General features: G+C 70.0%; 22 protein-coding genes. 10 read left to right on the forward strand and 12 right to left on the reverse strand.

Features of this window, described 5'->3' with window-relative positions; all coding sequences use genetic code 11:
• The coding region (locus ABZ434_RS34180) for a GNAT family N-acetyltransferase (RefSeq protein ID WP_359145370.1) at positions 1 to 698 on the reverse strand (698 nt) is incomplete at its 3' end.
• A gap of 343 nt (positions 699 to 1,041) precedes the next feature.
• Positions 1,042 to 2,298 carry an extracellular solute-binding protein gene (locus ABZ434_RS34185; RefSeq protein WP_359145373.1) on the reverse strand — a complete coding sequence of 419 codons (1,257 nt, stop codon included), beginning with the start codon at positions 2,296 to 2,298 and terminating at the stop codon, positions 1,042 to 1,044.
• A gap of 202 nt (positions 2,299 to 2,500) precedes the next feature.
• Here ABZ434_RS34185 and ABZ434_RS34190 point away from each other — a divergent pair, with 202 nt between their 5' ends.
• Positions 2,501 to 2,716 (forward strand): dodecin, encoded by a 216-nt coding sequence (locus ABZ434_RS34190; protein ID WP_359145376.1) that lies wholly within the window; start codon positions 2,501 to 2,503, stop codon positions 2,714 to 2,716.
• Between the two features lie 15 nt (positions 2,717 to 2,731).
• Here the strand turns inward: ABZ434_RS34190 and ABZ434_RS34195 are convergent, their stop codons facing one another.
• The gene (locus ABZ434_RS34195) at positions 2,732 to 3,220 is read right to left on the reverse strand and encodes a hypothetical protein (RefSeq protein WP_359145379.1); all 489 of its coding nucleotides are present in this window, start codon (positions 3,218 to 3,220) and stop codon (positions 2,732 to 2,734) included.
• Between the two features lie 146 nt (positions 3,221 to 3,366).
• Between ABZ434_RS34195 and ABZ434_RS34200 the strand changes: the two genes are divergently transcribed.
• On the forward strand, positions 3,367 to 5,790 hold the full coding sequence (locus ABZ434_RS34200; protein ID WP_359145382.1) for an excinuclease ABC subunit UvrA: 2,424 nt from the start codon (positions 3,367 to 3,369) through the stop codon (positions 5,788 to 5,790).
• A gap of 235 nt (positions 5,791 to 6,025) precedes the next feature.
• A complete protein-coding gene (locus ABZ434_RS34205; RefSeq protein WP_359145385.1) occupies positions 6,026 to 7,792 on the forward strand; it encodes a glycosyl hydrolase family 18 protein in 1,767 nt (588 codons plus the stop codon).
• A 72-nt stretch (positions 7,793 to 7,864) separates the two neighbouring features.
• On the opposite strand, the gene ABZ434_RS34210 is transcribed toward ABZ434_RS34205, so the two are convergent.
• The 3 genes from ABZ434_RS34210 to ABZ434_RS34220 are packed head-to-tail and all read right to left on the reverse strand — an operon-like array spanning position 7,865 to position 11,266.
• A complete protein-coding gene (locus ABZ434_RS34210; protein ID WP_359145388.1) occupies positions 7,865 to 8,611 on the reverse strand; it encodes a succinate dehydrogenase/fumarate reductase iron-sulfur subunit in 747 nt (248 codons plus the stop codon).
• A complete protein-coding gene (locus ABZ434_RS34215) occupies positions 8,608 to 10,557 on the reverse strand; it encodes a fumarate reductase/succinate dehydrogenase flavoprotein subunit (protein ID WP_359145391.1) in 1,950 nt (649 codons plus the stop codon). The genes ABZ434_RS34210 and ABZ434_RS34215 overlap by 4 nt, the downstream gene beginning before the upstream one ends.
• A 1-nt stretch (position 10,558) precedes the next feature.
• A complete protein-coding gene (locus tag ABZ434_RS34220; protein WP_359145394.1) occupies positions 10,559 to 11,266 on the reverse strand; it encodes a succinate dehydrogenase in 708 nt (235 codons plus the stop codon).
• Between the two features lie 95 nt (positions 11,267 to 11,361).
• Between ABZ434_RS34220 and ABZ434_RS34225 the strand changes: the two genes are divergently transcribed.
• Positions 11,362 to 12,291 carry a LysR substrate-binding domain-containing protein gene (locus ABZ434_RS34225; protein ID WP_359145396.1) on the forward strand — a complete coding sequence of 310 codons (930 nt, stop codon included), beginning with the start codon at positions 11,362 to 11,364 and terminating at the stop codon, positions 12,289 to 12,291.
• Positions 12,292 to 12,311: 20 nt separating this feature from the next.
• Here the strand turns inward: ABZ434_RS34225 and ABZ434_RS34230 are convergent, their stop codons facing one another.
• The 3 genes from ABZ434_RS34230 to ABZ434_RS34240 form a co-directional block, all read right to left on the reverse strand.
• Entirely contained in the window at positions 12,312 to 14,486 is a 2,175-nt protein-coding gene (locus tag ABZ434_RS34230) for an EAL domain-containing protein (protein WP_359145399.1), read from the reverse strand.
• Positions 14,483 to 15,301, reverse strand: coding sequence for an SAM-dependent methyltransferase (locus tag ABZ434_RS34235; protein ID WP_359145402.1), 819 nt, complete (start codon positions 15,299 to 15,301; stop codon positions 14,483 to 14,485). Before ABZ434_RS34235 ends, ABZ434_RS34230 begins: the two co-directional genes overlap by 4 nt.
• A 201-nt stretch (positions 15,302 to 15,502) precedes the next feature.
• A complete protein-coding gene (locus tag ABZ434_RS34240; protein ID WP_359145405.1) occupies positions 15,503 to 16,462 on the reverse strand; it encodes an SCO0930 family lipoprotein in 960 nt (319 codons plus the stop codon).
• A 762-nt stretch (positions 16,463 to 17,224) separates the two neighbouring features.
• On the opposite strand from ABZ434_RS34240, the gene ABZ434_RS34245 reads away from it, so the two are divergent.
• A complete protein-coding gene (locus tag ABZ434_RS34245; protein WP_359145408.1) occupies positions 17,225 to 17,992 on the forward strand; it encodes a hypothetical protein in 768 nt (255 codons plus the stop codon).
• 172 nt (positions 17,993 to 18,164) lie between these two features.
• The gene (locus tag ABZ434_RS34250) at positions 18,165 to 18,719 is read left to right on the forward strand and encodes a hypothetical protein (RefSeq protein WP_359145411.1); all 555 of its coding nucleotides are present in this window, start codon (positions 18,165 to 18,167) and stop codon (positions 18,717 to 18,719) included.
• 92 nt (positions 18,720 to 18,811) lie between these two features.
• Here the strand turns inward: ABZ434_RS34250 and ABZ434_RS34255 are convergent, their stop codons facing one another.
• Complete coding sequence (locus ABZ434_RS34255; RefSeq protein WP_359145414.1) at positions 18,812 to 19,522, reverse strand: hypothetical protein; 711 nt, start codon at positions 19,520 to 19,522, stop codon at positions 18,812 to 18,814.
• 313 nt (positions 19,523 to 19,835) lie between these two features.
• Between ABZ434_RS34255 and ABZ434_RS34260 the strand changes: the two genes are divergently transcribed.
• The gene (locus tag ABZ434_RS34260) at positions 19,836 to 20,495 is read left to right on the forward strand and encodes a class F sortase (RefSeq protein ID WP_359145416.1); all 660 of its coding nucleotides are present in this window, start codon (positions 19,836 to 19,838) and stop codon (positions 20,493 to 20,495) included.
• 44 nt (positions 20,496 to 20,539) lie between these two features.
• On the opposite strand, the gene ABZ434_RS34265 is transcribed toward ABZ434_RS34260, so the two are convergent.
• Positions 20,540 to 21,385 carry a polysaccharide deacetylase family protein gene (locus tag ABZ434_RS34265; RefSeq protein ID WP_359145419.1) on the reverse strand — a complete coding sequence of 282 codons (846 nt, stop codon included), beginning with the start codon at positions 21,383 to 21,385 and terminating at the stop codon, positions 20,540 to 20,542.
• Positions 21,386 to 21,549: 164 nt separating this feature from the next.
• On the opposite strand from ABZ434_RS34265, the gene ABZ434_RS34270 reads away from it, so the two are divergent.
• Positions 21,550 to 22,011: a universal stress protein gene (locus tag ABZ434_RS34270; protein ID WP_359145422.1), complete on the forward strand. Its 462-nt coding sequence runs from the start codon at positions 21,550 to 21,552 to the stop codon at positions 22,009 to 22,011.
• A gap of 177 nt (positions 22,012 to 22,188) precedes the next feature.
• Positions 22,189 to 22,758 carry a sigma-70 family RNA polymerase sigma factor gene (locus ABZ434_RS34275; RefSeq protein ID WP_359145425.1) on the forward strand — a complete coding sequence of 190 codons (570 nt, stop codon included), beginning with the start codon at positions 22,189 to 22,191 and terminating at the stop codon, positions 22,756 to 22,758.
• Here the strand turns inward: ABZ434_RS34275 and ABZ434_RS34280 are convergent.
• Positions 22,692 to 22,889 (reverse strand): zf-HC2 domain-containing protein, encoded by a 198-nt coding sequence (locus ABZ434_RS34280; RefSeq protein WP_359145428.1) that lies wholly within the window; start codon positions 22,887 to 22,889, stop codon positions 22,692 to 22,694. The genes ABZ434_RS34275 and ABZ434_RS34280 overlap by 67 nt on opposite strands.
• 124 nt (positions 22,890 to 23,013) lie before the next feature.
• Here ABZ434_RS34280 and ABZ434_RS34285 point away from each other — a divergent pair, with 124 nt between their 5' ends.
• Positions 23,014 to 23,523, forward strand: a complete 510-nt coding sequence (locus ABZ434_RS34285) for a hypothetical protein (RefSeq protein WP_359145431.1) — start codon at positions 23,014 to 23,016, stop codon at positions 23,521 to 23,523.
• Positions 23,524 to 23,684: the final 161 nt, after the last annotated feature.

A 23,684-nucleotide genomic window follows, 5' to 3' on the forward strand; every position in this document is an offset into this window, starting at 1 on the left:
GGCCCGGCGGGCCCGGCGGGCCCGGCGGGCCCGGCGGGCCCGGCGGGAAGGGCGGGAAGGGCGGGAAGGGCGGGGAGGGCGGCCGAGGGCTGCCACAGGCGGTGTGGGGAGACCCAGTGGTCCTCGGGTGCCAGGTGCTTCGTCCGTACGGTCTCCCAGGCCCGGGCGGCGGCCGCTCCGCCGTCGGAGAGGGGGATCGAGCAGCAGCCCGCCAGCCAGGTGTGGCCGCTGCGCTCCATGTAGCGGGCCAGACCTGCCCAGATGAGTGCGATGACGGCCCCGTCGCGGTGGGCCGGGTGGACGCAGGAGCGGCCGACCTCGACCAGATCGTCGCGGATCGGTTCGAGCCGGGTGAGGTCGAACTCGCTCTCGGCGTAGAGGCGTCCGGCGATGCGGGCGCGCTCGGGCGGCAGCAGCCGGTACGTGGCGACGATCTCGCCGGTGGCCGTCTCCCGGACCAGGAGGTGATCGCAGTACGCGTCGAAGGCATCGCTGTCCAGGCCCGGTTCGGGTCCGTCCAGCCGGGCGCCGAACTCGGCGGAGAACACCTGGTGGCGCAGGCGCTGGGCGGCCCGTACCTCCGCCTGGTCCACGGCGACGGAGACCCGGTAGCGCGGCGGGCCGGTGGGGGCGGCCCGGTCGGGTCGCTGTACCGGGACGGACGGGGCGGCGGGAGAAGCGGTGGGCAGCACATGCATGACGGACTCCGGGGACGGGTCGGCAAGGGCGGCTGCCGGGCCTGCGCGCGGACGCGTGGACCCGGACCCTCCTACTTCTTCCGTGACCGGCTTGATTCGACGTGTCCGCCATGGGGAGCGTGGATGTGCGATGGCTGAATCCCGCGGTGCGGGGCGCTCCCCGCGTGCCCCCATGGGCGTACGACGGCTGAATCCCGCGGTGCGGGGCACTCCCCGCGTGCCCCCATGGGCGTACGACGGCTGAATCCCGCGGTGGGGGCGCTTCCTTGCGTGCCCCGCGGGGGCGTGCGACGGCGGGCCGTTCAGTGCCGCGCGGCCCTCGTGGGGTGCGAGGGCGGCCCCTTCAGCTGCCGGCGAGAAGGGCGGTGATCTTCTCGGACGCGGTCTTCGCCTCGGTCGCCGGGTCCCCGCCCTGGAGGACCGCCGTCATGTACGGCTTGATCGGGTTGGCGGCCTCGACGGCCGCCCACTGCGGCGAGTTGGGCGTCGCGTGGCCCCGTGCGGCGCCCTCGGCCATCGCGGCGGTGCTCTCCTCACCCTCGATGACGTGGGCCAGGGAGGACTTGTTGGGCACGTAGCTCATGGCCTTGGCGAGTTCCTCCTGCCATTTCGCTCCGGCCAGCGCCTTGATGACCTCGAATCCGGCGCTGCGCTGATCCGCCTTCTGCGGAATGATCAGGTCGGAGCCGCCGGTGAACACGGAACCGGGAGCCTTCGCCGTCTTGCCGGGTATCGGGAAGTAGCCCAGCTTTCCTCCGAGTTCCGGGTTCGCCTTCTCGATCAGGGTCGCGGTGCTGGGGGTGGAGATGATCTGCGCGACATCACCCTTGGCGAACACGTCGCTCTGCGGGGGCATTTCCTCGTCCCCGTCCTTGGGCCCGTCACCCAGCGCCTGGAGTTCGGAATAGAAGTCCATCCCCTTGAGCGCTGCCGAGGTGCCGAGCGCACCCTCCCAGTCCCCGCCCTTGTCGCTGGCGAGTTCACCGCCCTCGTCCCAGATGAATCCGGCGAGCACGTACCAGTTCTGGCCAGGCAGATACATGCCCTGATTGCCGTTCCGGTTCAGCTTCTCGCTGTCCTCGATCCACTGCTCGCGCGTCTTCGGCGGGCTCTTGATTCCCGCCTGCTCGAACAGGTCCTTGTTGTAGATCACCACACGGTTGGCCGCGTACCACGGGATTCCGTACTGGACACCGCCGATGCTTCCCGGCTCGGCGAGGCCGGGGAGCCAGTCCTCACTGCCCAGGTCACGCATGGACTCCAGCGTGAGATCGCGCAGATTGCCGCTCTCCGCGTACTGGGCGACCTGGGTGTTCCCGACCTCGATGACGTCCGGGGTGTCCTTGCCACCCAACGCTTCGAGCACCTTCGGTCCGATTCCACTCCAGCTCTGAATCTTGAACTCCAGTTCGACCGAGGAGTGCTCGTCCTCGTACGACTCCTTGAATCGGTCCAGGAAGTCGGCGGTGACACTGTCCTTCATCAGCCAGACCGTGACCTTCTCGCCGCCCGAACCGCCCGAGCCGGGGATCATTCCGCACCCGCCCAGCGTGACAGTGGAAATCAGGGCGAGGGCTCCGACGAGCATGCGGTTCTTCACGGGGGTCACCTTCTGCGAAACGGCAGGACAGACTTGCGGACCCGGTGTGGGGGACTGCGGGCTGCGCTCGCACGGGCGTGGCTGGATTTTGGTATGGACCAATCCTTTGGTCAAGGGCGGTTCCGGACAGACCGAAGTTCCGCGATCTCTCGCGAACCTCACCGAGGTGGGGCACCTTGGTAGAGGCGAGAGGAGACACACCATGTCAAACCACACGTATCGCGTCACAGAGATCGTAGGAACCTCCCATGACGGCATCGATGCGGCAATCCGCAACGGCGTCGCAAGAGCTTCCGAAACGTTGCACAATCTCGACTGGTTCGAGATCACCCAAGTGCGCGGACAGATCAAGGATGGCCAGATCGAGCACTATCAGGTCGGCCTGAAAGTCGGCTTCCGGCTCGACGAGAAGGGATGACGACCGCGGTCCCGCTCAGGTCCGCCCCTCGCGCTCCTGCGCATCCTTCAAGGCGGGCGAGGCACGCGTCCAGCGGGCGCGCACCACTGTGAATCCCGCCAGTTCGGCCGCGTCGCACACCAGCTCGTCGTCGTCCACCAGCATCCGTACCGTGCGGCCCCGGCCGAGCTGTCGCAGGGTCTCCAGTTTGGTCCTGCGGGCCGGCCGCCGGTCGTCGTTGCGCCGCATGTGGAGCAGCCCCTCGGGCAGCCCCTGCCGGGCCAGCCAGGCCACGGTGTCCTTGCGGCAGCGCTCGGGGCGGCCGGTGAGATAGACGACCTCGCACTCCTTGGCACTGCTCATGGCGAGCCGTACGCCTTCGGGCAGCGGGGGGTCGGCGGGGGCGGCCGCGAAGAATCCGGACCAGTCGCGCCGCGCCCCTTCCAGGAAGTGCTGGCGGTGGGCGGTGTCGGCGAGCGTGCCGTCCAGATCGAATACGGCCAGGGGCCGGGCATCGTGTCTCATGTGCCCAGCAAACCAAGGTGCGGCGGCGTTCGGTGGCCCGGCACGGCCGACGGCCGTGGAGGGCCGCCGCCGACAGCGCCCCGGCACCCGGAATCAAACTGGTTGTCCCACCCAGCCCGCCCCGAACCGTACGGAGCCCCGCCCCCATGGCCACCCCCCACGATCCGTATGTCAGGGTCCGCGGCGCACGCGAGCACAATCTGCAGGACGTCCGGGTCGACATCCCCCGCGACACCCTCACCGTCTTCACGGGCATCTCCGGCTCCGGGAAGTCCTCCCTGGCCTTCGGGACCATCTACGCGGAGGCCCAGCGGCGCTACTTCGAGTCCGTCGCGCCCTACGCCCGGCGGCTCATCCACCAAGTGGGTGCACCGAAGGTCGGCGAGATCACCGGGCTGCCACCCGCCGTCTCACTGGAGCAGCGCCGCTCGGCACCCGGTACCCGGTCGTCCGTCGGCACCGTGACCACGCTGTCCAACTCGCTGAGGATGCTGTTCTCGCGGGCCGGGGAGTATCCGCAGGGGGCGGAGCGACTGGATTCGGACGCGTTCTCACCGAACACCGCTGCCGGGGCCTGCCCGCAGTGTCACGGTCTCGGCCGGATCCACCGCACCACCGAGGAGCTCCTGGTCCCCGACCCCGGGCTGTCGATCAGGGCCGGTGCCATCGCCGCCTGGCCCGGGGCCTGGCAGGGCAAGAACCTGCGCGATGTGCTGGACGCTCTCGGCCACGACATCGACCGGCCCTGGCACGAGCTCGATCCGGCCGACCGCGAGTGGATCCTGTTCACGGACGAGCAGCCGGTGGTCACCGTCCATCCGGTGCGCGACGCGGACCGGATCCAGCGGCCGTACCAGGGGACGTACATGAGCGCGCGGCGCTATGTCATGCATACGTTCGCCGACTCCCGCAGCCGCACACTGCGCGCGAAGGCCGAGCGTTTCCTGACGAGCGCGCCCTGCCCTGTCTGCGGCGGCAGCCGGCTGCGGCCGGAGGCCATGGCGGTCACGTTCGCGGGCCGGACGATCGCGGAGCTGGCGGGCCTCCCGCTCACGGACCTCGCCGAGGTTCTGTCGGCAGCGGACGGGGGCGACACCGCCCGGGTGCTGACGACGGATCTGCTGGCCCGGATCGGGACGGTCACCGAACTGGGGCTCGGCTACCTCAGTCTCGACCGTACGGCTCCGACGCTCTCGTCCGGCGAGCTCCAGCGGCTGCGACTGGCCACTCAGCTCCGGTCAGGGCTCTTCGGTGTCGTCTACGTCCTGGACGAGCCGTCCGCCGGGCTGCACCCGGCGGACACGGAGTCGCTGCTGAGGGTTCTCGGCCGGCTCAGGGAGGCCGGGAACACGGTCTTCGTCGTGGAGCACCAGATGGACGTGGTGCGGCAGGCGGACTGGCTGGTCGATGTCGGCCCGCTGGCCGGTGAGCACGGCGGCCGGGTGCTGCACAGCGGACCGCCCGCCGGGCTCGCCGATGTCGCGGAGTCGGCGACGAGGCGCTTCCTCTTCGACGACGCCCCCGCTCCCGTACGCGAGGTGCGCACGCCCTCGGGGTGGCTTCGGTTGCACGGGGTGGACCGGCACAACGTCCGCGGTGTGGACGCCGCCTTCCCCCTCGGGGTGTTCACGGCCGTCACCGGCGTCTCGGGCTCGGGCAAGTCGACGCTGGTGGGGCAGGTGCTGGCGGGCGTGCTCGCAGACCGGCAGGCCACGGCCGCGCCGGACGAAGAGACGGAACGCCCGGCGCCCGGCTGCGCCTCGGCGGAGGGGCTGGCCGCGGTCGACCGCCTGGTCCAGGTCGACCAGCGACCCATCGGCCGTACTCCCCGTTCAAATCTGGCCACGTACACCGGACTCTTCGACGTCGTACGCAAACTGTTCGCCGCCACCGACATGGCACGCGCACGGGGGTACCGGGCGGGGCGGTTCTCGTTCAACGTGGCGGGCGGGCGGTGCGAGACCTGCCAGGGCGAGGGGTTCGTCTCGGTGGAACTGCTCTTCCTGCCCAGCACGTACGCACCCTGCCCGGACTGCCGCGGCGCGCGGTACAACCCGGAGACGCTCGATGTCACCCTGCGCGGGCTGAACATCGCTCAGGTGCTGGACCTGACGGTGGAGTCGGCGGCCGGCTTCTTCGCGGAGACGCCCGCTGCCGGACGCAGTCTGCGGACACTGCTCGATGTGGGCCTGGGCTATCTGCGGCTCGGGCAGCCGGCAACGGAGCTGTCCGGCGGCGAGGCCCAGCGCATCAAGCTGGCCGGGGAACTGCAGCGCGCCCGCCGGGGCCACACCCTGTACCTGCTCGACGAGCCGACGACGGGGCTGCACCCTGCCGATGTCGAGGTGCTGATGCGGCAGCTGCACGGGCTGGTCGACTCGGGCAGCACCGTCGTGGTGGTGGAACACGACATGGCCGTGGTGGCGGGATCCGACTGGGTGATCGACCTCGGCCCCGGGGGTGGCGACCGGGGCGGCCGGATCGTGGCCACGGGGCCACCCACGGAGGTGGCCCGCGTACAGGAGAGCAGGACTGCTGCGTACCTGCGAACGGCGATCCACCTCGAGTGACGCCAACTCCGCAATGCCACGGGTGAGTTGTGCACCCTGGCAAGCGATGGGAATGAAACAGTAAAGAACGTTGACAGTTAGCTGGTCCAGACCAATCATGGGCATGCCTCACGGTCGCTCCTTGCCGTGCGGCATGTGACCCCGGCCGGGAATCACAGGAACGGGCCGCGCCCCTCTCCGGGCGCGGCCGAGCCATGCGATCCGCCCGTTGTCCCACCCCGCTGGGAGCTGACCCATGAGACGTCCAAGAACAGTCGGCGCCGTCCTCGGCGCCTTGGCCACCGTCGTCGCGTCCGCAGGCCTGGTCCTCGGATCAGGCGCCGGCGCACAGGCTGCCACCACCGCCGCCACTCCCCTGCCCGCGCACGTCTTCGCCCCGTACTTCGAGGCGTGGAACGGCGACAGCCCGGCCGCGCTCTCCCAGGCGTCCGGCGCGAAGTACCTGACCATGGCCTTCATCCAGACCGACGCCCGCGGTTCCTGCACCCCCTACTGGAACGGCGACTCCGGCACGCCCATCACCCAGTCCGAGTTCGGCGCCGACTTCACCACCATCCGGTCGCGCGGCGGCGATGTGATCCCGTCGTTCGGCGGCTACGCGGCCGACAACGGCGGAACCGAGATCGCCGACAGCTGTACGAGCGTCGACTCTATCGCCGCGGCGTACGAGAAGGTCATCACGACCTACGACGTGTCCCGCCTCGACATGGACATCGAGGACAACTCGCTGGAGAACAGCGCCGGGATCGACCGCCGCAACAAGGCGATCAAGAAGGTCCAGGACTGGGCGGCCGCCAACGGGCGATCGGTCCAGATCTCGTACACCCTGCCCACCACCACGAGCGGGCTGGCCGACAGCGGTCTCGCGGTGCTGGAGAACGCGGTGTCCAACGGGGCGAAGGTCGACGTCGTGAACCTCATGACGTTCGACTACTACGACGGGGCCGCGCACAACATGGCGCAGGACACCCAGACGGCGATCACCGGCCTCAAGGGCCAACTGGCCGATCTCTACCCGTCGAAGACCGACGCCCAACTGTGGGGCATGACCGGCATCATCGAGATGCCGGGCATCGACGACTACGGTCCGGCCGAGACGTTCACCACCGCCGATGCCACCGCTGTCTACAACTGGGCCGTCTCCAAGGGCGTCAGCACGCTGTCGTTCTGGGCGCTCCAGCGCGACAACGGCGGCTGCCCCGGCACCGGGGGCAGCGACACCTGCTCCGGAATCGCGCAGGACACCTGGTACTTCAGCCACACGTTCGCCCCGTTCACGAGCGGCGGCACCGGCCCGGTGACGGACGACTACTCGGTGGCCGTCACACCCGGTTCGGCGACGGTCGCACCGGGGGGCTCGACCACGGCCACCGTGAAGACGGCGGTCACCTCGGGCAGTGCCAAGACCGTCGCGCTGACGACGAGCGGGGCACCGGCCGGAGTGACGGCGTCCCTCAGCCCGACGTCCGTCACCGCGGGGGGCACCTCGACGCTGACGGTCAGCGCCTCGGCCTCGGCCGCGCCCGGCACGTACACCATCAACGTGACCGGGACGTCGGGCACGCTCAGCCACTCGGTCCCGTACGGTCTGACCGTCTCCGGTCCGGGCGGCGGGACCGGATCGCTGGTCAACGGCGGCTTCGAGACCGGTTCGTTGGGCCCGTGGACCTGCCAGTCCGGCGGTGCGGTCGTCTCGTCGCCGGTGCACGGCGGTTCGCACGCGCTGGCCGTGGCGGCGACCTCCTCGCAGACCGGCGAGTGCACCCAGACGCTCGCCCTGTCCCCCCACACCACGTACACCCTTCAGGGATGGGTGCAGGGGAACTACGGCTACCTCGGTGTCCGGGGCGGCGCCTCGGCGAGCACCTGGGGTTCGTCGAGCGGCTACGCCAAGCAGTCGGTTGCCTTCACCACCGGAGCCAGCGGCACGGTGACCGTCTATCTGCACGGCTGGTACGGACAGGGCACGGTCCACGGCGACGATCTCTCCGTGACCTCCTGACCCTGCCGTAGGTACAGGACCTCCCGGTCCCGGAGGCGGGCGGCCTCCGGGACCGGGAACCGGTGCGGGCGCTCAGCGGTGGACCTTGCGGGTCGCCCGCAGCCACTCCTTGTTCATGGCGGAGATCGACGGCAGGGGGATGCCCTTAGGACAGGCCGTGGCGCACTCCCCGGTGAGCGTGCAGCCTCCGAAGCCCTCGCTGTCCATCTGGCCCACCATGTCCAGGACCCGGGTCTCCCGCTCGGGTGCGCCCTGCGGAAGCACGTTGAGGTGGTTGACCTTCGCCGAGGTGAACAGCATCGCCGAGCCGTTGGGGCAGGCCGCGACGCACGCGCCGCAGCCGATGCACTCGGCGTGCTCGAAGGCGAAGTCGGCGTCCGGCTTGGGCACGGGCGTCGCGTGCGCGTCGGGTGCCGTACCGGTCGGGGCGGAGATGTAGCCGCCGGCCTGGATGATCCGGTCGAACGCGGAGCGGTCCACGACCAGGTCCTTGACGACCGGGAAGGCCGAGGCCCGCCACGGCTCGATGTCGATCGTGTCGCCGTCCCGGAAGGAGCGCATGTGGAGCTGGCAGGTGGTGGTGCGTTCCGGGCCGTGGGCGTCGCCGTTGATGACGAGACTGCACGCGCCGCAGATGCCCTCGCGGCAGTCGTGGTCGAAGGCGACCGGGTCGTCGCCCGCGAGGATCAGCTCCTCGTTGAGGGTGTCGAGCATCTCCAGGAACGACATGTCCTGCGAGATTCCGTCCACCTCGTAGGTGGACATGGCGCCGGGGGCGTCGGTGTTCTTCTGGCGCCAGACGCGCAGGGTGAGCTTCATGCGTAGCTCCGCTGAGTGGGGTGGACGTACTCGAAGACGAGGTCTTCCTTGTGCAGGACGGGGGCTTCGCCGGTGGCGGCGAACTCCCAGGCCGCCGCGTACGAGAACTCCTCGTCCCTGCGGGCGGCTTCACCGTCCGCGGTCTGCGACTCCTCGCGGAAGTGGCCTCCGCAGGACTCCGCCCGGTGCAGTGCGTCGAGACACATGAGCTCGGCGAGCTCCAGGTAGTCGACGATGCGGTTGGCCTTCTCCAGCGACTGGTTGAACTCGTCGCCGGTGCCCGGGACCTTGATGCGGCGCCAGAACTCCTCGCGGATCTGCGGGATCCGGTCGAGGGCCTTGCGCAGCCCCTCCTCGGTGCGGGCCATTCCGCAGTACTCCCACATGAGTTCGCCGATCTCCCGGTGGAAGGAGTCGGGGGTGCGGTCTCCGTCGACGGCCAGCAGCAGGTTGAGCCGGTCCTCGGTCTCGGCGACGGCCTCCTCCACTGCGGGATGGGAGGCGTCGACCTCGTCGTGGTGGGGGTTGCGGGCGAGGTAGTCGTTGATGGTCGACGGCAGGACGAAGTAGCCGTCGGCGAGGCCCTGCATCAGCGCGGAGGCACCGAGCCGATTGGCGCCGTGGTCGGAGAAGTTGGCCTCGCCGATCGCGAACAGGCCCGGGACCGTGGTCTGGAGGTCGTAGTCGACCCACAGTCCGCCCATCGTGTAATGCACGGCGGGGTAGATCCGCATCGGGGTGTCGTACGGGTTCTCCGCGGTGATCTGCGCGTACATGTCGAAGAGGTTGCCGTACTTCTCCTCGACCTTGGCGCGGCCCATCCGCGAGATGGCCTCGGCGAAGTCCAGGTAGACGCCCTGGCCCCCGGGCCCGACCCCGCGGCCCTCGTCGCAGACGTTCTTCGCGGCGCGGGAGGCGATGTCGCGCGGCACGAGGTTGCCGAAGGCGGGGTAGATGCGCTCCAGGTAGTAGTCGCGCTCGTCCTCGGGGATCTCGTTCGCGGGGCGGTCGTCGCCCTTGGCCTTCGGCACCCAGATGCGGCCGTCGTTGCGCAGCGACTCACTCATCAGCGTCAGTTTGGACTGGTGGTCGCCGGTGCGCGGGATGCACGTGGGATGGATCTGGGTGAAGCAGGGGTTGGCGAAGTACGCGCCGCGCCGGTGGGCACGCCAGATGGCGGTGGCGTTGGAGTTCATGGCGTTGGTCGACAGGTAGAAGACGTTGCCGTAGCCGCCACTGGCCAGTACGACGGCGTCGGCGAAGTACGTGTCGATCTTTCCGGTGACCAGGTCGCGGGCGACGATGCCGCGGGCCTTGCCGTCGACGATGATCAGGTCGAGCATCTCGGTACGGGGGTGGAGTTCGACGTTGCCCGCGGCGATCTGGCGGGACAGCGCCTGGTAGGCACCGAGGAGCAGTTGCTGCCCGGTCTGGCCGCGTGCGTAGAAGGTGCGGGAGACCTGGACGCCGCCGAAGGAGCGGTTGTCGAGCAGGCCGCCGTACTCGCGGGCGAAGGGAACGCCCTGCGCCACGCACTGGTCGATGATCTCGACGGAGATCTGGGCGAGGCGGTGGACGTTGGACTCGCGGGCGCGGAAGTCGCCGCCCTTGACGGTGTCGTAGAAGAGCCGGTGGACCGAGTCGCCGTCGTTGCGGTAGTTCTTCGCCGCATTGATGCCGCCCTGCGCGGCGACCGAATGGGCCCGGCGGGGCGAGTCCTGGAAGCAGAACTGGACGACGTGGTAGCCCTGTTCGGCCAGTGTGGCGCCGGCGGACCCGCCGGCCAGGCCGGTGCCGACGACGATGACGGTGTGCTTGCGGCGGTTGGCCGGGTTGACCAGCTTGGCCTCGAAGCGGCGGGTGTCCCAGCGCTCGGCGACGGGGCCGTCGGGGGCCTTGGTGTCGGCGACCGGTGCGCCGGTCACGTAGTCCGTGTAAGTGTTCATGTCAGCTCACCACTCCGGTCATGACGGCGACGGGTACGGAGACGAATCCCACCGTCAGCACCAGCGCAAGGACGTTGGCGGTGGCCTTCAGGACGCGGTCGCGGGTCGCGCGGCCCGCTCCGAGGGTCTGCGCCGCGCTCCAGAACCCGTGCTGGACGTGCAGCCCCATGGCGAGCATGGCGACGATGTAGATGACGTTGCCGTACCAGGTGGAGAAGGTGTCGATGACGTTCTGGTACGGGTGCCCGGACTGGAAGCCGCCCGGGTGCACGGTGCCGGTCGTCAGGTCCAGGATGTGCCAGACGATGAACAGCGCCATGATGATGCCGCCGTAGCGCATGGTGCGGGTGGCGTAGCTCGCCCGTGCCTTCCTGTGCACGTACTTGCTGGGACGCGCCCTGAGGTCGCGGCGGCTCAGCTGGTACGCGGACACCGCGTGCAGCACCACTGCGGCGACCAGTACGACACGCACGATCCACAGCGCCCACTCGTGGTGCAGGAACGGCTCGCCCATCACCCGCAGCCAGTGCGCGTAGCCGTTGAACTCGTCGGAACCGAAGAAGATCTTCAGGTTGCCGACCATGTGGACGACCAAGTAGAGGAGCATGATCAGACCGCTCACGGCCATGATCGTCTTCTTGCCGACGGACGAGTCCCAGAGCGTGCGCGTCATGGACGGCCGTCGGTCCGTCCGTGTTGCCAATGCCATGAACACGACGCTAGGGCCGAAAGGCCCGATCGGTCCAAGACATGGAGTGGCTGATGACCATAGGCTTGAGCTATCGAGGGCGGTAGGGTGAGTGTATGCAGTTTCAGCAGCTCATGTACTTCGTGGCGGTGGCCGAGGCCCGGCACTTCACCCGCGCCGCGGAGGAGGTGCATGTCTCACAGCCCTCGCTCTCCCAGCAGATCAGGGCCCTGGAGAACGAGCTGGGCGCCGAGCTGTTCAGCCGCGCCAGGGGCAACATCACGCTGACCGACGCGGGCGAGGCGCTGCTGCCGCTCGCCCGGCGCATCCTGGCCGACGCCGACACCGCACGTCACGAGGTCCAGGAGCTGGCCCAGCTGCGCCGCGGCAGGGTCAGGCTCGGCGCGACGCCCAGTGTCTGCACAGGCCTGTTGCCCGACGTGCTGCGCGCCTTCCACGACCTGCATCCGGGGATCCAGCTGCTGCTGGAGGAAGGCGGCTCACACGACCTGGTACGCGAACTGGCGCGCGGCGCGCTCGACCTGGCCCTGGTGGTGCTGCCGCTGCCCGCGGCCTCGCCGGCACTGACGACGGTCGAGCTGCTCCAGGAGGATCTGGTGGTGGTCTCGGCCCCGGACGGCCCGCGGCCCGGCCGGGGCGGCAGGGCCCGGATCGCGGATCTTCAGGGCGAGCCCCTGGTGATGTTCCGGCACGGCTACGACCTGCGGGAGCTGACGGTCGCCGCTTGCCGCGCCGAGGGCTTCGAGCCCTCGTTCACCGTGGAGGGCGGCGAGATGGACGCCGTACTCGGTTTCGTCCGGGCCGGCCTCGGTATGGCGGTCGTTCCGAGCATGGTCGCCACCCGGGCCGGCAGCGGCCTGAGGGCGACGCCGCTGGAGCGGCCGGGACTGCGGCGCACGATCGCGCTGGCGCACCGCAGCGACGTGGCTCCGCCACGGGCGGCACGGGAACTGCAGCGGGTGATCCTGGCCGGCCGGGCCGACGCCGCGTCCTCAGGACGGTCTCCGACCGCCGGACGGACTTGAGGACACGGCGTCGGCCGGGCTCACACCGCGTCCGCCAGCAGCAGGGAGTGGATGCGATCCGGTGCGCCGGGGCGCGCGTAGTACCAGCCCTGGGCGGTGTCGCAGCCCAGTTGCCGCAGCTGCTCGGCCTGGGCCCCCGTCTCCACACCCTCCACGGTCACGGCCAGATCCAGGCTGTGCGCGAGCGAGACGATCCCCTCGACGATCTTCAGGTCGACCGGGTCGGCCGGATGATGCTGCATTCCCTGGGTGAAGGAACGGTCCAGCTTCAGCACGCTCACCGGCAGCCGCCGCAGGTTCGCCAGGTTGGAGTACCCCGTGCCGAAGTCGTCGAGCGCTATGTCGACGCCCATTTCCGCCAGTTGCCGCAACGGCTTCAGCAGGTCCTCGTCCGCCCCGATGAGCGCGGACTCGGTGACCTCCAGACACAGCGCCCCCGCTTCGAGCCCCGAACGCTCCAGGACGTCGACGGTCTCCGCGACCAGCCGGGGGTGGTGCAACTGGGCCGGTGAGAGGTTCACGTTGATCCGCAGCGGTCCGCCGTCGGTGTGCCGCTCCTGCCAGAAGTTGGCCTGCCGCACCGACTCCTCCAGCACCCAGCGCCCCAGCGGCACGATCAGCCCGGTGTGCTCGGCGAGCGCGATGAAGCGGTCGGGTCCCAGCACGCCGTGCTGCGGGTGGCACCAGCGCACCAGCGCCTCCGCGCCGTGCACCGAGCCGTCGTCCAGGTGCACCAGAGGCTGGTACTCGATGAAGAACTCGCCGCGCTCCAGCGCCGCGGGCAGCGCCGTGGTCAGCCCGTGCCGGGTGATCGCGCGGGCGTCCGCCTCCGCGTCGGCGAGCTCGAAGCGGTTGCCGCCCGCGGACTTGGCCCGGTACATGGTGATGTCGGCGCTGCGCAGAACCTCGGCGGCGCTGCGTTCACCGGCCGGCCCCTCGACGACCCCGATGGAGCCGCGAACGGTCAGCTCGCGCCCGTCGAGCCGGATCGGTGCGGCGAGCACACCGAGGATCCGGCACGCCAGCTCGTCGACCTCCGCCGCGGTGTCCGGGCCCGTGGTGAGCGCCACGAACTCGTCGCCACCGAGCCGCGCCACCATCTCGCCGGGGGCGGTCGCGCAGGTCTGCAACCGGTCCGCGACCTCGACCAGCAGCCGGTCGCCCGACGCGTGGCCCAGGCTGTCGTTGATCGCCTTGAAGCCGTCCAGGTCCAGATAGCAGAGGCCGAACCGGCTTCCGTCACCCGCCGAGAGCGCCTTCTCGAGACGCTCGAAGAAGAGCGTCCGGTTCGGCAGGCCGGTGAGCGCGTCGTGCGTGGCCTCGTACCGCAGCCGCAGATTGAGCAGCCGCCGCTCGGTGGTGTCCTCCATCAGGGCCAGCTGGTATTCGGGCCGGCCCTCGGAGTCACGCAGCAACGACACCGTCAGGTTGGTCCACAGGACGGTGCCGTCGTTGCGGTAGTACGGCTTCTCGACGCGGTAGTGCTCGCGTTCCCCGCGGACCAGCTCGTTGTAGTACTTCCAGACCTGCGGGGTGTCCTCCGGATGGACCCACTCATTGAGCCGGTGGCTCAGGACGTGGTTCTCGAGGCCGCCGAACATCCGGGTGAGGGTGTCGTTGATCTCCAGCAGATTGCCGTCCAGGTCGGCGATTCCGATGCCGATGGCCGCGTCCTTGAAGACGGCCCGGAAGCGTGCCTCCGTGGCATGCAACGCCTGTTCGGCGTGCGAGCGGGCGGAGAGCGCCGAGCGGGCGATCGCCTCCTGCTCGGCCAGCGTCCTCTCGCGCAGCGCCTGGGAGAAGCCCCCGGCGACCGCGTGCTGGATCCGTGCGGAGCGGGACCGGCTGTCCTCGGTCGACAGCGCGACCGGTCCGTTGCTCCCGCAGTAGAGCACCAGGTACGAATCGACGACGCCGAGCGTGGAGCTGAGCGCGTCCGGGTCCGTGCAGTGCGCCGCGACGAGGGCGGTGCCCACCCCGCCGGCGGGTGCCGGGTCGAACGGGCGGGCGTGCAGCGAGTCGCTGAGCGCGCGGGCCAGAGGGAGCAGATGCTGCTCGAACTCCGGCCGGGTCATGGAGGTGGCCGTCGACGGGAAGATCGCCCGGCTCCAGATCGTGGCGAATCTCCGGAGCCGGTCCTCGGGGCCGTCGGGCTCCGCGTCCGGGGCTCCGGACGCCTGGGCGGGAATGCTCACGCCTTGCGTCCCACTCCAGCGAAGCCCGCGAAGGCGTACGGGTCCTCGTTCTCCTGCACGACCGGGCTCTCGGGACGCCAGTCCGGCATCTGCACCAGACCGGGCTCGGCCATCTCGTAGCCGTCGAAGAACCGCTCGACCTCGTCCCGGGAACGCATGACCAGCGGATTGCGGATGTTCTTGTACACCCCCACCGCGGCGCCGGCCTCCTCCCTGGTCACCGGAACCCCCTCGTAGGAGGCGTGGGTGACGACGAGGAGACTGCCCGGCGCAAGGATGTCGCGCAGTGCGGCGACGGCCGCGTGCGGGTCGTCGGCGTCCTCGATGAAGTGGAGTACGGCGACGAGCAGCAGCGCCACCGGGCGGTCGAAGTCCAGGAGCTTGGAGACCTCGGAGTGGTCGCGGATCTCCTCGGGCCGGCGCAGGTCGGCGGAGGCGATCACGGCGCGGTCGTTGCCTTCGAGCACCGCCTGACTGTGTGCGACAGCGACCGGGTCATGGTCGACGTAGGCCACTTTGGCCTGCGGATCGATCGCCTGGGCGACCTCGTGCACGTTTCCGAAGGTCGGTATCCCGGAGCCGATGTCCAGGAACTGCGTGACGCCCTCGTCCAGCGCGAAGCGTACGGCGCGGCGCATAAAGGCCCGGTTCGCCTGCATGATCTTGGGAAGTCCCGGCATGAACTCCATGGCCTTGCGGGCCGCTTCCCGGTCCACCTCGAAATTGTGCGAGCCGCCCAGATAGAAGTCGTACATTCGGGACACGCTCGGCACCGAAATGTCAATGCCTTGCGGTGCCCAGGCGGGACGCTCCATCGATGTCTCCAACAAGTCGCCTCGGTGATCCGGCCATGTTCATGGTCAGTATTGACCAGAGGCTACTGACCCACCGCCAGGAGAGCGAGCGGAAACGGAAATTAGCGGTCCGTTATTGGTCACACACACGTGGCATGTGCAACCGCCCCGTCGCTGCCTGTGACATGCGGCGACGGGACGGCACGGAGGACCGCGCGGTAACTACTTCGGCGCACCGACCAACTTGGCCTGGGGCGAGACCGCGTACCAGGTCCCGCCGACCCCTTGGCCGTTGGTGTCACCGGGTTTGACGTCCCCGGAGAAGGTGTAGATGGGCCAGCAGTCGATGGCCTGCTGCTTGAGTCCGTCGGGCCGGTCGAAGGTGACGAATCCCTTCGTGGTGACGCCCTTCACATCATTCTTCCCCACCGGTGCGACAACCGGCCACTTCGACAGACAGGCCCCGGTGCAGGCCGACTTCATCGGCCATGCGACGTCCTTCTTGAACCGGTAGACCGTCATGCCGCGCTTGTCCACGACGATATCGCCGAGTTGCGGATCCTTGCGCACGGAGAGCCCTGCGAGGGTGGCCGGTTCCGTACCGGAAGGACCGTCCGCGTTCACCGCCGCCTTCTTGCCGTCCGGCGCCGAGGCGAACCAGGTTCCCCCCACTCCCTGCCCCTGGGCGTCGCCGGGGCGCGCGTCCTTGGCATACCGGTACATCGGCCACCCGGCCAGAGTGAGTTGCTGCGTTCCGTCGGCGCGCGTGACCTTCCCGATCAGTGCCGCATCGGTTCCGGCCGCGGCGGTGACATTGCCGGCGGGCACCGGCGGCCAGGCTTTCGCACAGTCGCCTTCGCAATTCGACTTGGGTGGATTCGCGGTGTCCTTGTCGAATCGGTAGAGCGTGAATCCCTCGCTGTCCGTCACGACTTTGCCGAGCTTCTTGCTGTCCCACACCGCAAGCTGACCGGCCTGCTTCGCCGACGCGGTCTCCGTCGTCGTATCGGATCCGTACGCACTGTCCGATCCGTAGCTGTCGCCGACCTGCCCGGCCGGACTCGCGTTGCCCACGTTCTGCCCGTTGGGAGATTCGTCCCCCTTGTCCTGACCGCACGCCGTCGTCAGCGCCAACAGGGTCACCGCGGTCACCGCGAGCGAGGCGTTCCGCCAGGTGTTCATGTCAACTCCCGTGGTACTTCTGCCAGTTGCGACGCGGGTTCGCGCCGTTCATGGCCCTAGATACGGGCGCCGGGCCGTTCTTTGTTCAATGCGTACGCAGATTCTTTGCCGGCCTCAAACACCGAATGCTCCAGGTCCCCTCCATCAGGGGAATCCCGCGGCCTTCCGGCGTGCCCGGCCGCGGCCTGGAACATGCTCCCCGTCGTGTACGGATCACTCATCGGCCGGCTCACCGCGGCCCTCGCACTCACCTGGCTGCTGACCGCCCCGACGCCCGCGCTGGCCGACTCCTGCGCGTACGCCTCGATCGGCGACGGTGACGGCGGTACGGCGGTGGCCGACAGCGGCGACGGCGCCTGTTATGCGGGGCCGGAGCCCGAACCCGCTCCGCCACCGGCCCCGAAGCCGAAGCCCAAACCTCCGCCGCCCCCTCCACCTCCGCCTCCACCTCCGCCGCCCCCTCCTCCTCCGCCTCCGCCGCCCCCACCTCCTCCGCCGCCGCCTCCCCCACCGCCCCAGCCCGCTCCCGAGCCGCCCCCTCCCCCGCCGCCCACACCCACTCCGACTCCGACTCCGTCACCCACACCGTCCGCACGCCCCGCGCCGCCCGCACCCGTGGCGCTTCCCTCGTACCGCAGGCCCGTACGGAAGGCACCGGAACGCCATACCTCCCTGGTCACGCTCACTTTGATGATCACAGCCCCCGCAGTGTTCGCCGTCGCCGTACTGCGGCCCCGTTCCCGATGACCTCCGGAGGCACTCATGTCGGAATGGCTGGTTCTCACCCTCGCCATGGCCGCAGCCAGCACCGTCGTCCTGACCATCGCCGTACTCAACAACCGCCGGCTGCCCGAGGACGACGACCCGTCCGAGACCCCTGATGTCATCGAGTACATGACGATGATGATCGGGGTGGTCTACGCGATCGTGCTGGGCCTCGCCATCGCGGGCGTATGGGAGGGCCGCGGCGCCGCGCAGGAGTACGTACGCCAGGAGGCACAGGCACTGCACGAGGTCAGTGCGCGCTCCGCCGTCTACCCCGTCGACGTGCGTACCCGGATCCGCGCGGACGTGGACGCCTACGTCAGCTACGTCGTGCACGACGAATGGCGCACCATGAGCAAGCACGGCACGCTCAGCGACCGGGGCGCCGCGCTCCTGGACCGGGTGCGCGCCGACGTCACGGAGTACCGGCCGAAGACGGACCACGAGGGGCAGGCGTACCAACCGCTGGTCGACCAGGTCGCGGCAGCGGACGACGCCCGCAACGCACGGGGCCAGAGCGCGGGAGCCACGATGCCGGGCGTCGTCTGGTTCGGGCTGATCACAGGAGCACTGGTGACGGTGGGGCTGATCTTCACCCTGCAGATCCGCCGTACGTTCCGCGAACTCCTGCTGGCCGGTCTCTTCAGCGTGCTGATCGCCTTCCTCCTCTTCCTCATCTGGGATTTCGACTCCCCCTTCGGCCGGGGAATCTCAGCCACTGCCGCACCGTTCCTGGATCTGTTCCCGGGCGCGGCGCACGAATGAAGGGTCTCGCCTCCGGGCGGTGCGCCGCTCGGGGGACAGCGGTGCCCCGAGCGGCGCACCCCGATCGCGGGCGAAATGCACCACTTCTAGCGTGACCCGCATCGAGGTGCATTTCTGATGCTTTGTGGAAATCCGTTCCGCAGCTGCTCCTCGGGGACCCGGAGGATTCACCATGCGCGCAATACGTGTCACGCCCGTCGCTCTGATCGGCGCCGCAGCACTCGCCCTGACCGCCCCGGCCGTGACCGCGTATGCCGCTACCACGGGCGGTCCGTCCAACAGCGGGAGCGGGTACACCGTCACGCCTTCGGTGATCGCGCCCGGCGGCCAGGTCACTCTGGCCGCCAAGGGCTGCTCCACCACGGCCACGGCGTCCTCGGGGGTGTTCGACACCGTCACCATCCCCATGGGCGGCACGAGCACGGCGACGGTCGACTGGGACGCCAGGCCGGGCGCCGCCTATGAGGTGACGTTCACCTGCAACACCTCGCCGAGTTCCATGGCGAAGGTGAACCTCACCATCAGCGCCGCCACGAGCACACCCACCACGAGCTCGACGAGTTCCGCGACGTCCACCGCCTCCCCGGCCGGTGTGCTGGGCGGTCTCGGCGGCAGCATCGACAGCATGAACACCGGCGAGATCGTGGCCGGCACCGCGGTGGCCGTCGCCGCCGCCACCGCCACCGTCTTCGTGGTGCGGCGGCGCAAGGAGAGCCGCTCGCACTGACCGGCACGGCCGGCGGAACGAGAGTCGCCCCGAGTCCTCGACGAGGACTCGGGGCGACTTCGGTTATCGGGCCGGGGGGTGCGTCCTTCCGGTCAGATCGCCCCATGGCTCGTCCTCCGGCGGCGCATGACGTACATGCCTCCGCCGAGGGCCGCCGAGGCGACCAGGCCCGCGCCGACGCCCATCTCCGCCGGGCTCGCGGCCATCGAGCCGCCGAGGCCGCCCTGCGCGCCACGGCTGTTGAGCACGGTGAAGCGGTGTCCGGCCGTCCGGTCGGTGCCGTCGCAGCGCACCGTCAGGTTGTACGAGCCGGGCGTCGCGTCGTTGAAGATCCGGACCCTGGCGTGGCCGACCCGGCCGGCCGAGAGCCTCGTGGTCCGGAACGCGTTGGACGAGACGCTGCCGCCCCGGCCGCAGCCCTCGGCGCTGACCTGCATGGCCGCGCCCTGGTGCACGCGCTCGGGGTCGACGGTCACGTTGTTCGGACCGTTGTTGCGGCCGTTGCCGTTCCCGTTCCCGTTCCCGTTGCCGTTGCCGTTGCCGTTCCCGTTGCCGTTCCCGTTGCCGTTGCCGTTCCCGTTGCCGTTCCCGTTGCCGTTGCCGTTGCCGTTGCCGTTGCCGTTCCAGTTGTCGTTGTCCCAGTCGCCCGGGTCGTTCCAGTCGTTCTGGTTGTTGCCGTTGTTCTGACTGTTGCCGTTGTTCTGGCCGTTCCCGACGTCCCCACCGGCTGCGGCCATCGGGGCACCGAGCCCGAGAGCGGCGACGGCGGTCGCGGCGACAACGAGAGTGCGTGTAGCACGCATCGTTCGAACCTCCAGCGGGAAGCGCCCCGGAGCTCTGTGCACCGGGATGGATCGACGAGAACGCCTCCCATGACGAACCCTCACCAGATCCTTGATCCATCGCATTTCGGGACTGCTCCACCCCGGTGATCCGACACACCGTGCGAACACCCGCGAATCTGATGGACCCGCAGGTCACAGAGCGTCAGAACTTTTATCCGACTACTACTCCGATAAGCAGCCCCGTCGGCCGCCGCCACCCGTTCGCACTTCCCTGAATGCCGGGCGGCCGCCCCGCGCCTAGCGTTCCCCTCGTCACGACGAAGGGAGAACCATGGGCCGGGACAACTGGCGCCCAGAACGGATCAGACACTCGCCGTGGGGCGCACTCGCACTGGCGATGCTCACCGGTCTCGCGTTGATGCGGAACGGCGCGGACCTCTCGCCCGGCCCGCCGCAGCCGGTCGCCGCCACCTCGGTGGGCCACCAGAAGGTCGCCCCGGGGGCCCCGGTCGCCGGCCCGGCCGTGAAGCCGCTGCCGTACGCGCCCGTCGCACAGGTGGCCATCCCCTCGATCGGGGTCGACGCACCGGTGGTCGATGTGAACCTCGACGCGAACGGCTGGATCGAGACCCCGCCCCCGCAGGATCCCAACCTGGCCGGCTGGTACCAGAACGGCATCGCGCCGGGGCAGCTCGGCACCTCCGTCATCGTCGGCCACGTCGACAACCAGGCGGGGCCCGCCGTCTTCTACGGACTGGGCTCGCTGAAGAAGGGCAACCGCGTCGAGATCACCCGCAGTGACGACCGGGTCGCGGTGTTCGAGGTCTACGGCGTCGAGGTGTTCTCCAAGAACGACTTCCCCGGCGCGCGGGTGTACGGCGACACGGGGCAGGCGGAACTGCGGGTCATCACCTGCGGTGGCGGATACACGAAGGCCAACGGCTACGACGGCAACGTGGTGGTCTTCGCCCGCCTGGTCGAAACCCGCTGACGGGCTGCTGCCGGGGACAGCCCCGGCAGCGGCCTCCGCACGCGTCAGCGGCGCTCCGGCACCGTGATCCGGTACCCGTCGTCCAGCAGCTCCGGCAGATAGCGGCGCAGCGCCGCCACGCTCTGCGAACGGTTGCCGCCCGCGTCGTGCGAGAGCACCACGACCCCGGGGGCGGCGCCCTCCTTCACCCGGCGGACGATGGTGCCGGTGCCCGGCACGGTCCAGTCCAGGGTGTCCACCGTCCAGGCCATCGGCTCCATGCCCAGCGAGGCCCCGATCTCGAACGAGTTCCGGTTCCAGGCCCCGTAAGGTGCGCGGTACCAGAGCGGCGGAGCGCCGGTGATCCTCTCGATCACCTCGCTGGTACGGCCCAGCTCGTCGGTGACGCCGGCCCGGGAGAGCTTGGTGACCAGCGGGTGGGTCCATGAGTGGTTGCCGACGGTGTGCCCCTCGTCGGCGATCCGGCGTACCAGGTCCTCGTTGTCGTGGGCCATCTCCCCGCAGAGGAAGAACATGGCCCGTACGTCGTGCTCGCGCAGCGTGTCCAGGATGTGCGGGGTGTAGAGCGGATCGGGCCCGTCGTCGAAGCTGAGCACCATGGCCCGGCCGATGTCGGGAAGTTGCTCGAAGGGCCGGGTACGCACCGGCGGCGCCGCCGGGCGGTAGTGGGGCGGGTTGTTCGCCGTCATGGGCCGCAGCCGGTAGGCGAGCGGCCGGGTCCGCAGGGCGGCTGCCTGCGGACCGGCCGCGGCGGCCGACGGCGACGCGGGGCGCCGGAACGGGGTGCCCGCGGGGTCCGCCGCGACCAGGCGCACGACAGTGGCGGCGCCCAGCCCGGCAGCCAGCCTCAGCAGCGTTCTGCGCATCGGCGGCATCTGATCATTCTTCATGACCAACTGCTCGCACGTCCGCTCTGTCACCCTCCTCAACGACACCGGTCACGGAGGGTTTTGCACCCGATGGAGGGAGCGCATCCGCTCATCCGGCAGCAGCGCGCCGGAGCACTCGGGAGCCCGGGCCGGGGCCGCGCGGAGGAGCCGATAGCCTCACTGCCGTGACAGACCAGCAGCCCCACCAGTTCGAACGTGGCACAGACGGCCCGAAAGTGATCGTCGCGGGCCTCGACGGTTCCGATTCCTCCATGCGCGCCGCCGCGTATGCCGCAGGTCTCGCCCGTCGGCAGCGGGCCATGCTCGCCCTCGTCTACGTCCAGCCCGTACTGACGGCGGGTGCCGCCCTCGGTGCGCCGGTCGGCGATGCGACCGCGGACGTCGCGGAGGGCCTGGTGAGCGAGATCCGCGCGTCGACGGAGCGGATGAAGGACATATGGGATGTGCGCTGGGAGTTCCACACCTTCCGAGGTGATCCGTACAACGGGCTGGTGACAGCGGCGGACGAACTCAAGGCGGACGCAGTCGTCGTGGGCGCCTCCGAGTCGGCGGGGCACCGGTTCATCGGCTCGGTGGCCGTACGCCTGGTGAAGGCCGGGCGCTGGCCCGTCACCGTGGTCCCGTAGCGCCGCCCTCCCCCGCCCCCTCCGGCGCCGCCCGACCGTTCACCGCACCATTCGCCGCTCTGTGCGACCGCTCGTCGCACAGGGCCGCGTTTGTCCTGTTCCCCGGGGCGTGAATGCGTTCGTATACGCCAGTCAGCAGGGAGGCAGCAGGGACCTCCGCGGGGAAGGGCGTTCACCATGACCACGACGACGACCGATGACCGGGCACTCGCGGATCTGCAGCGTGAACACGGACCCGCCCTGTTCCACTTCCTGCTCGGTCTGACGTTCGGCGACCGGCAGCGGGCCGAGGACCTCCTCCAGGAGACGCTGGTGCGTGCCTGGCAGCACCCGGAGGCCTTCGACGGCCCCTACGAGTCGATGCGCCCCTGGCTCTTCACCGTGGGCCGCCGGCTGGCGATCGACGCCCGCAGGTCCCGGCTGGCCAGGCCGACCGAGGTCAGTGACGCCGTGCTGGAGAGCGCCCCGGGCCGGGAGGACACCGCGGAGTCCGCGGTGTCCGCGCTCGATGTGCGCAAGGCGGTGCGCACCCTGAGCCCGGAGCACCGGGCGGTGCTCGTGCAGATCTACTTCCGGGGGCTGAGCGTGGGCGAGACCGCGGAGGTGCTCGGGATACCCGCCGGCACGGTGAAGTCCCGTTCCTACTACGCGCTGCGCCTGCTCTCCCGCAACCTGCCCGGCTACTCCAGCAGGTCCTCCTCGGTGAGCAGTGCCAGCAGGGCCGCCGTCTCCGCGACGGCCGCGTAGTCGGCCGCACAGCGCTCGCAGTTCCGGAGATGGCGGGCGACGGCGTAGGCCTCCGCGTCAGGGAGCGCGTGCAGGGCGTAGGCGCCGAGCGATTGCCGCATGTGCGGTCCCTCCTCTGGATCGGCGGTCATCGCAACCTCGTGTGTGTGACGGATCAGGTCCGACGGATCCTGCCCTTCTGGCCACGCGGGGCGCGCTCCCCCGGTTCAATGCTGCGTGTAGGGCCGTACCGAGAACGGAATGGGGCGAGACCGGATGCGTCCGGAACGTCAAGACGGATCCAGTGGCGGCGGGCTGCTGATTCCGATGGCCTGGATGTACGCGGAGTACATCGCCGACGAACTGCTGCGTACCGGCGAACTGATGGAGCCGGCGACGCTGGAGTACCGGGCGGGCCGCGATGCGCTCGCCCTCACCGTGTTCCTCTCCGACGGTGAGGTGGCCGACTCCCTCCCGGCCACCCGGGTGGACGAGCTGCGGCTGCTGACGGCGTACGGGCCCCCTTGGCGCGGCTGGGTCTGCGCGCGGCTCGACGCGCTGGAGGCGGCCGGTGACGCCGGCCCGGACCTCGCTCTGGCCCGCGCGGCCTGGCGGTGGCTGGAGCACACCGAACTTCTGGCGGCCGACCTGGACGCGATCGGCCCGACGCCGTGGGAGCCGTCGGCCGGTTCACGGGAGCCGGAGGAGGGGGCAGCGGCCCAGGTGTGGACACCCGCCTGGCAGCTGGGGCTGCCGCTGGGACACCTGTCGATCCATCTGTACTAGGGCGTGTTTCGAAAGTAGCGCCGTCCGCCCGGAGGGCGGGTCCGGCGGCGCCTGGTGCGTGCGATCGCAAGGCGGAGGGTCGCCCCGATACTGGGCGTATCGGGGTGGACCCGCAGCAGCGCCTGGTGCTGGAGACCGTGTGGGAGGCCGTGGAACGGGCC

This window comes from Streptomyces sp. NPDC005761, from assembly GCF_040630635.1.
In the GTDB taxonomy this organism is placed as follows: Bacteria; Actinomycetota; Actinomycetes; order Streptomycetales; family Streptomycetaceae; genus Streptomyces.

Coding starts and splice junctions, on each gene's coding strand:
- ABZ434_RS34190 (WP_359145376.1), top strand. CDS start 2,501: ATGTCAAACCACACGTATCGCGTCACAGAGATCGTAGGAACCTCCCAT.
- ABZ434_RS34195 (WP_359145379.1), bottom strand. CDS start 3,220: ATGAGACACGATGCCCGGCCCCTGGCCGTATTCGATCTGGACGGCACG.
- ABZ434_RS34200 (WP_359145382.1), top strand. CDS start 3,367: ATGGCCACCCCCCACGATCCGTATGTCAGGGTCCGCGGCGCACGCGAG.
- ABZ434_RS34205 (WP_359145385.1), top strand. CDS start 6,026: ATGAGACGTCCAAGAACAGTCGGCGCCGTCCTCGGCGCCTTGGCCACC.
- ABZ434_RS34210 (WP_359145388.1), bottom strand. CDS start 8,611: ATGAAGCTCACCCTGCGCGTCTGGCGCCAGAAGAACACCGACGCCCCC.
- ABZ434_RS34215 (WP_359145391.1), bottom strand. CDS start 10,557: ATGAACACTTACACGGACTACGTGACCGGCGCACCGGTCGCCGACACC.
- ABZ434_RS34220 (WP_359145394.1), bottom strand. CDS start 11,266: ATGGCATTGGCAACACGGACGGACCGACGGCCGTCCATGACGCGCACG.
- ABZ434_RS34225 (WP_359145396.1), top strand. CDS start 11,362: ATGCAGTTTCAGCAGCTCATGTACTTCGTGGCGGTGGCCGAGGCCCGG.
- ABZ434_RS34235 (WP_359145402.1), bottom strand. CDS start 15,301: ATGGAGCGTCCCGCCTGGGCACCGCAAGGCATTGACATTTCGGTGCCG.
- ABZ434_RS34240 (WP_359145405.1), bottom strand. CDS start 16,462: ATGAACACCTGGCGGAACGCCTCGCTCGCGGTGACCGCGGTGACCCTG.
- ABZ434_RS34245 (WP_359145408.1), top strand. CDS start 17,225: ATGTCGGAATGGCTGGTTCTCACCCTCGCCATGGCCGCAGCCAGCACC.
- ABZ434_RS34250 (WP_359145411.1), top strand. CDS start 18,165: ATGCGCGCAATACGTGTCACGCCCGTCGCTCTGATCGGCGCCGCAGCA.
- ABZ434_RS34255 (WP_359145414.1), bottom strand. CDS start 19,522: ATGCGTGCTACACGCACTCTCGTTGTCGCCGCGACCGCCGTCGCCGCT.
- ABZ434_RS34260 (WP_359145416.1), top strand. CDS start 19,836: ATGGGCCGGGACAACTGGCGCCCAGAACGGATCAGACACTCGCCGTGG.
- ABZ434_RS34265 (WP_359145419.1), bottom strand. CDS start 21,385: ATGAAGAATGATCAGATGCCGCCGATGCGCAGAACGCTGCTGAGGCTG.
- ABZ434_RS34275 (WP_359145425.1), top strand. CDS start 22,189: ATGACCACGACGACGACCGATGACCGGGCACTCGCGGATCTGCAGCGT.
- ABZ434_RS34280 (WP_359145428.1), bottom strand. CDS start 22,889: ATGACCGCCGATCCAGAGGAGGGACCGCACATGCGGCAATCGCTCGGC.
- ABZ434_RS34285 (WP_359145431.1), top strand. CDS start 23,014: ATGCGTCCGGAACGTCAAGACGGATCCAGTGGCGGCGGGCTGCTGATT.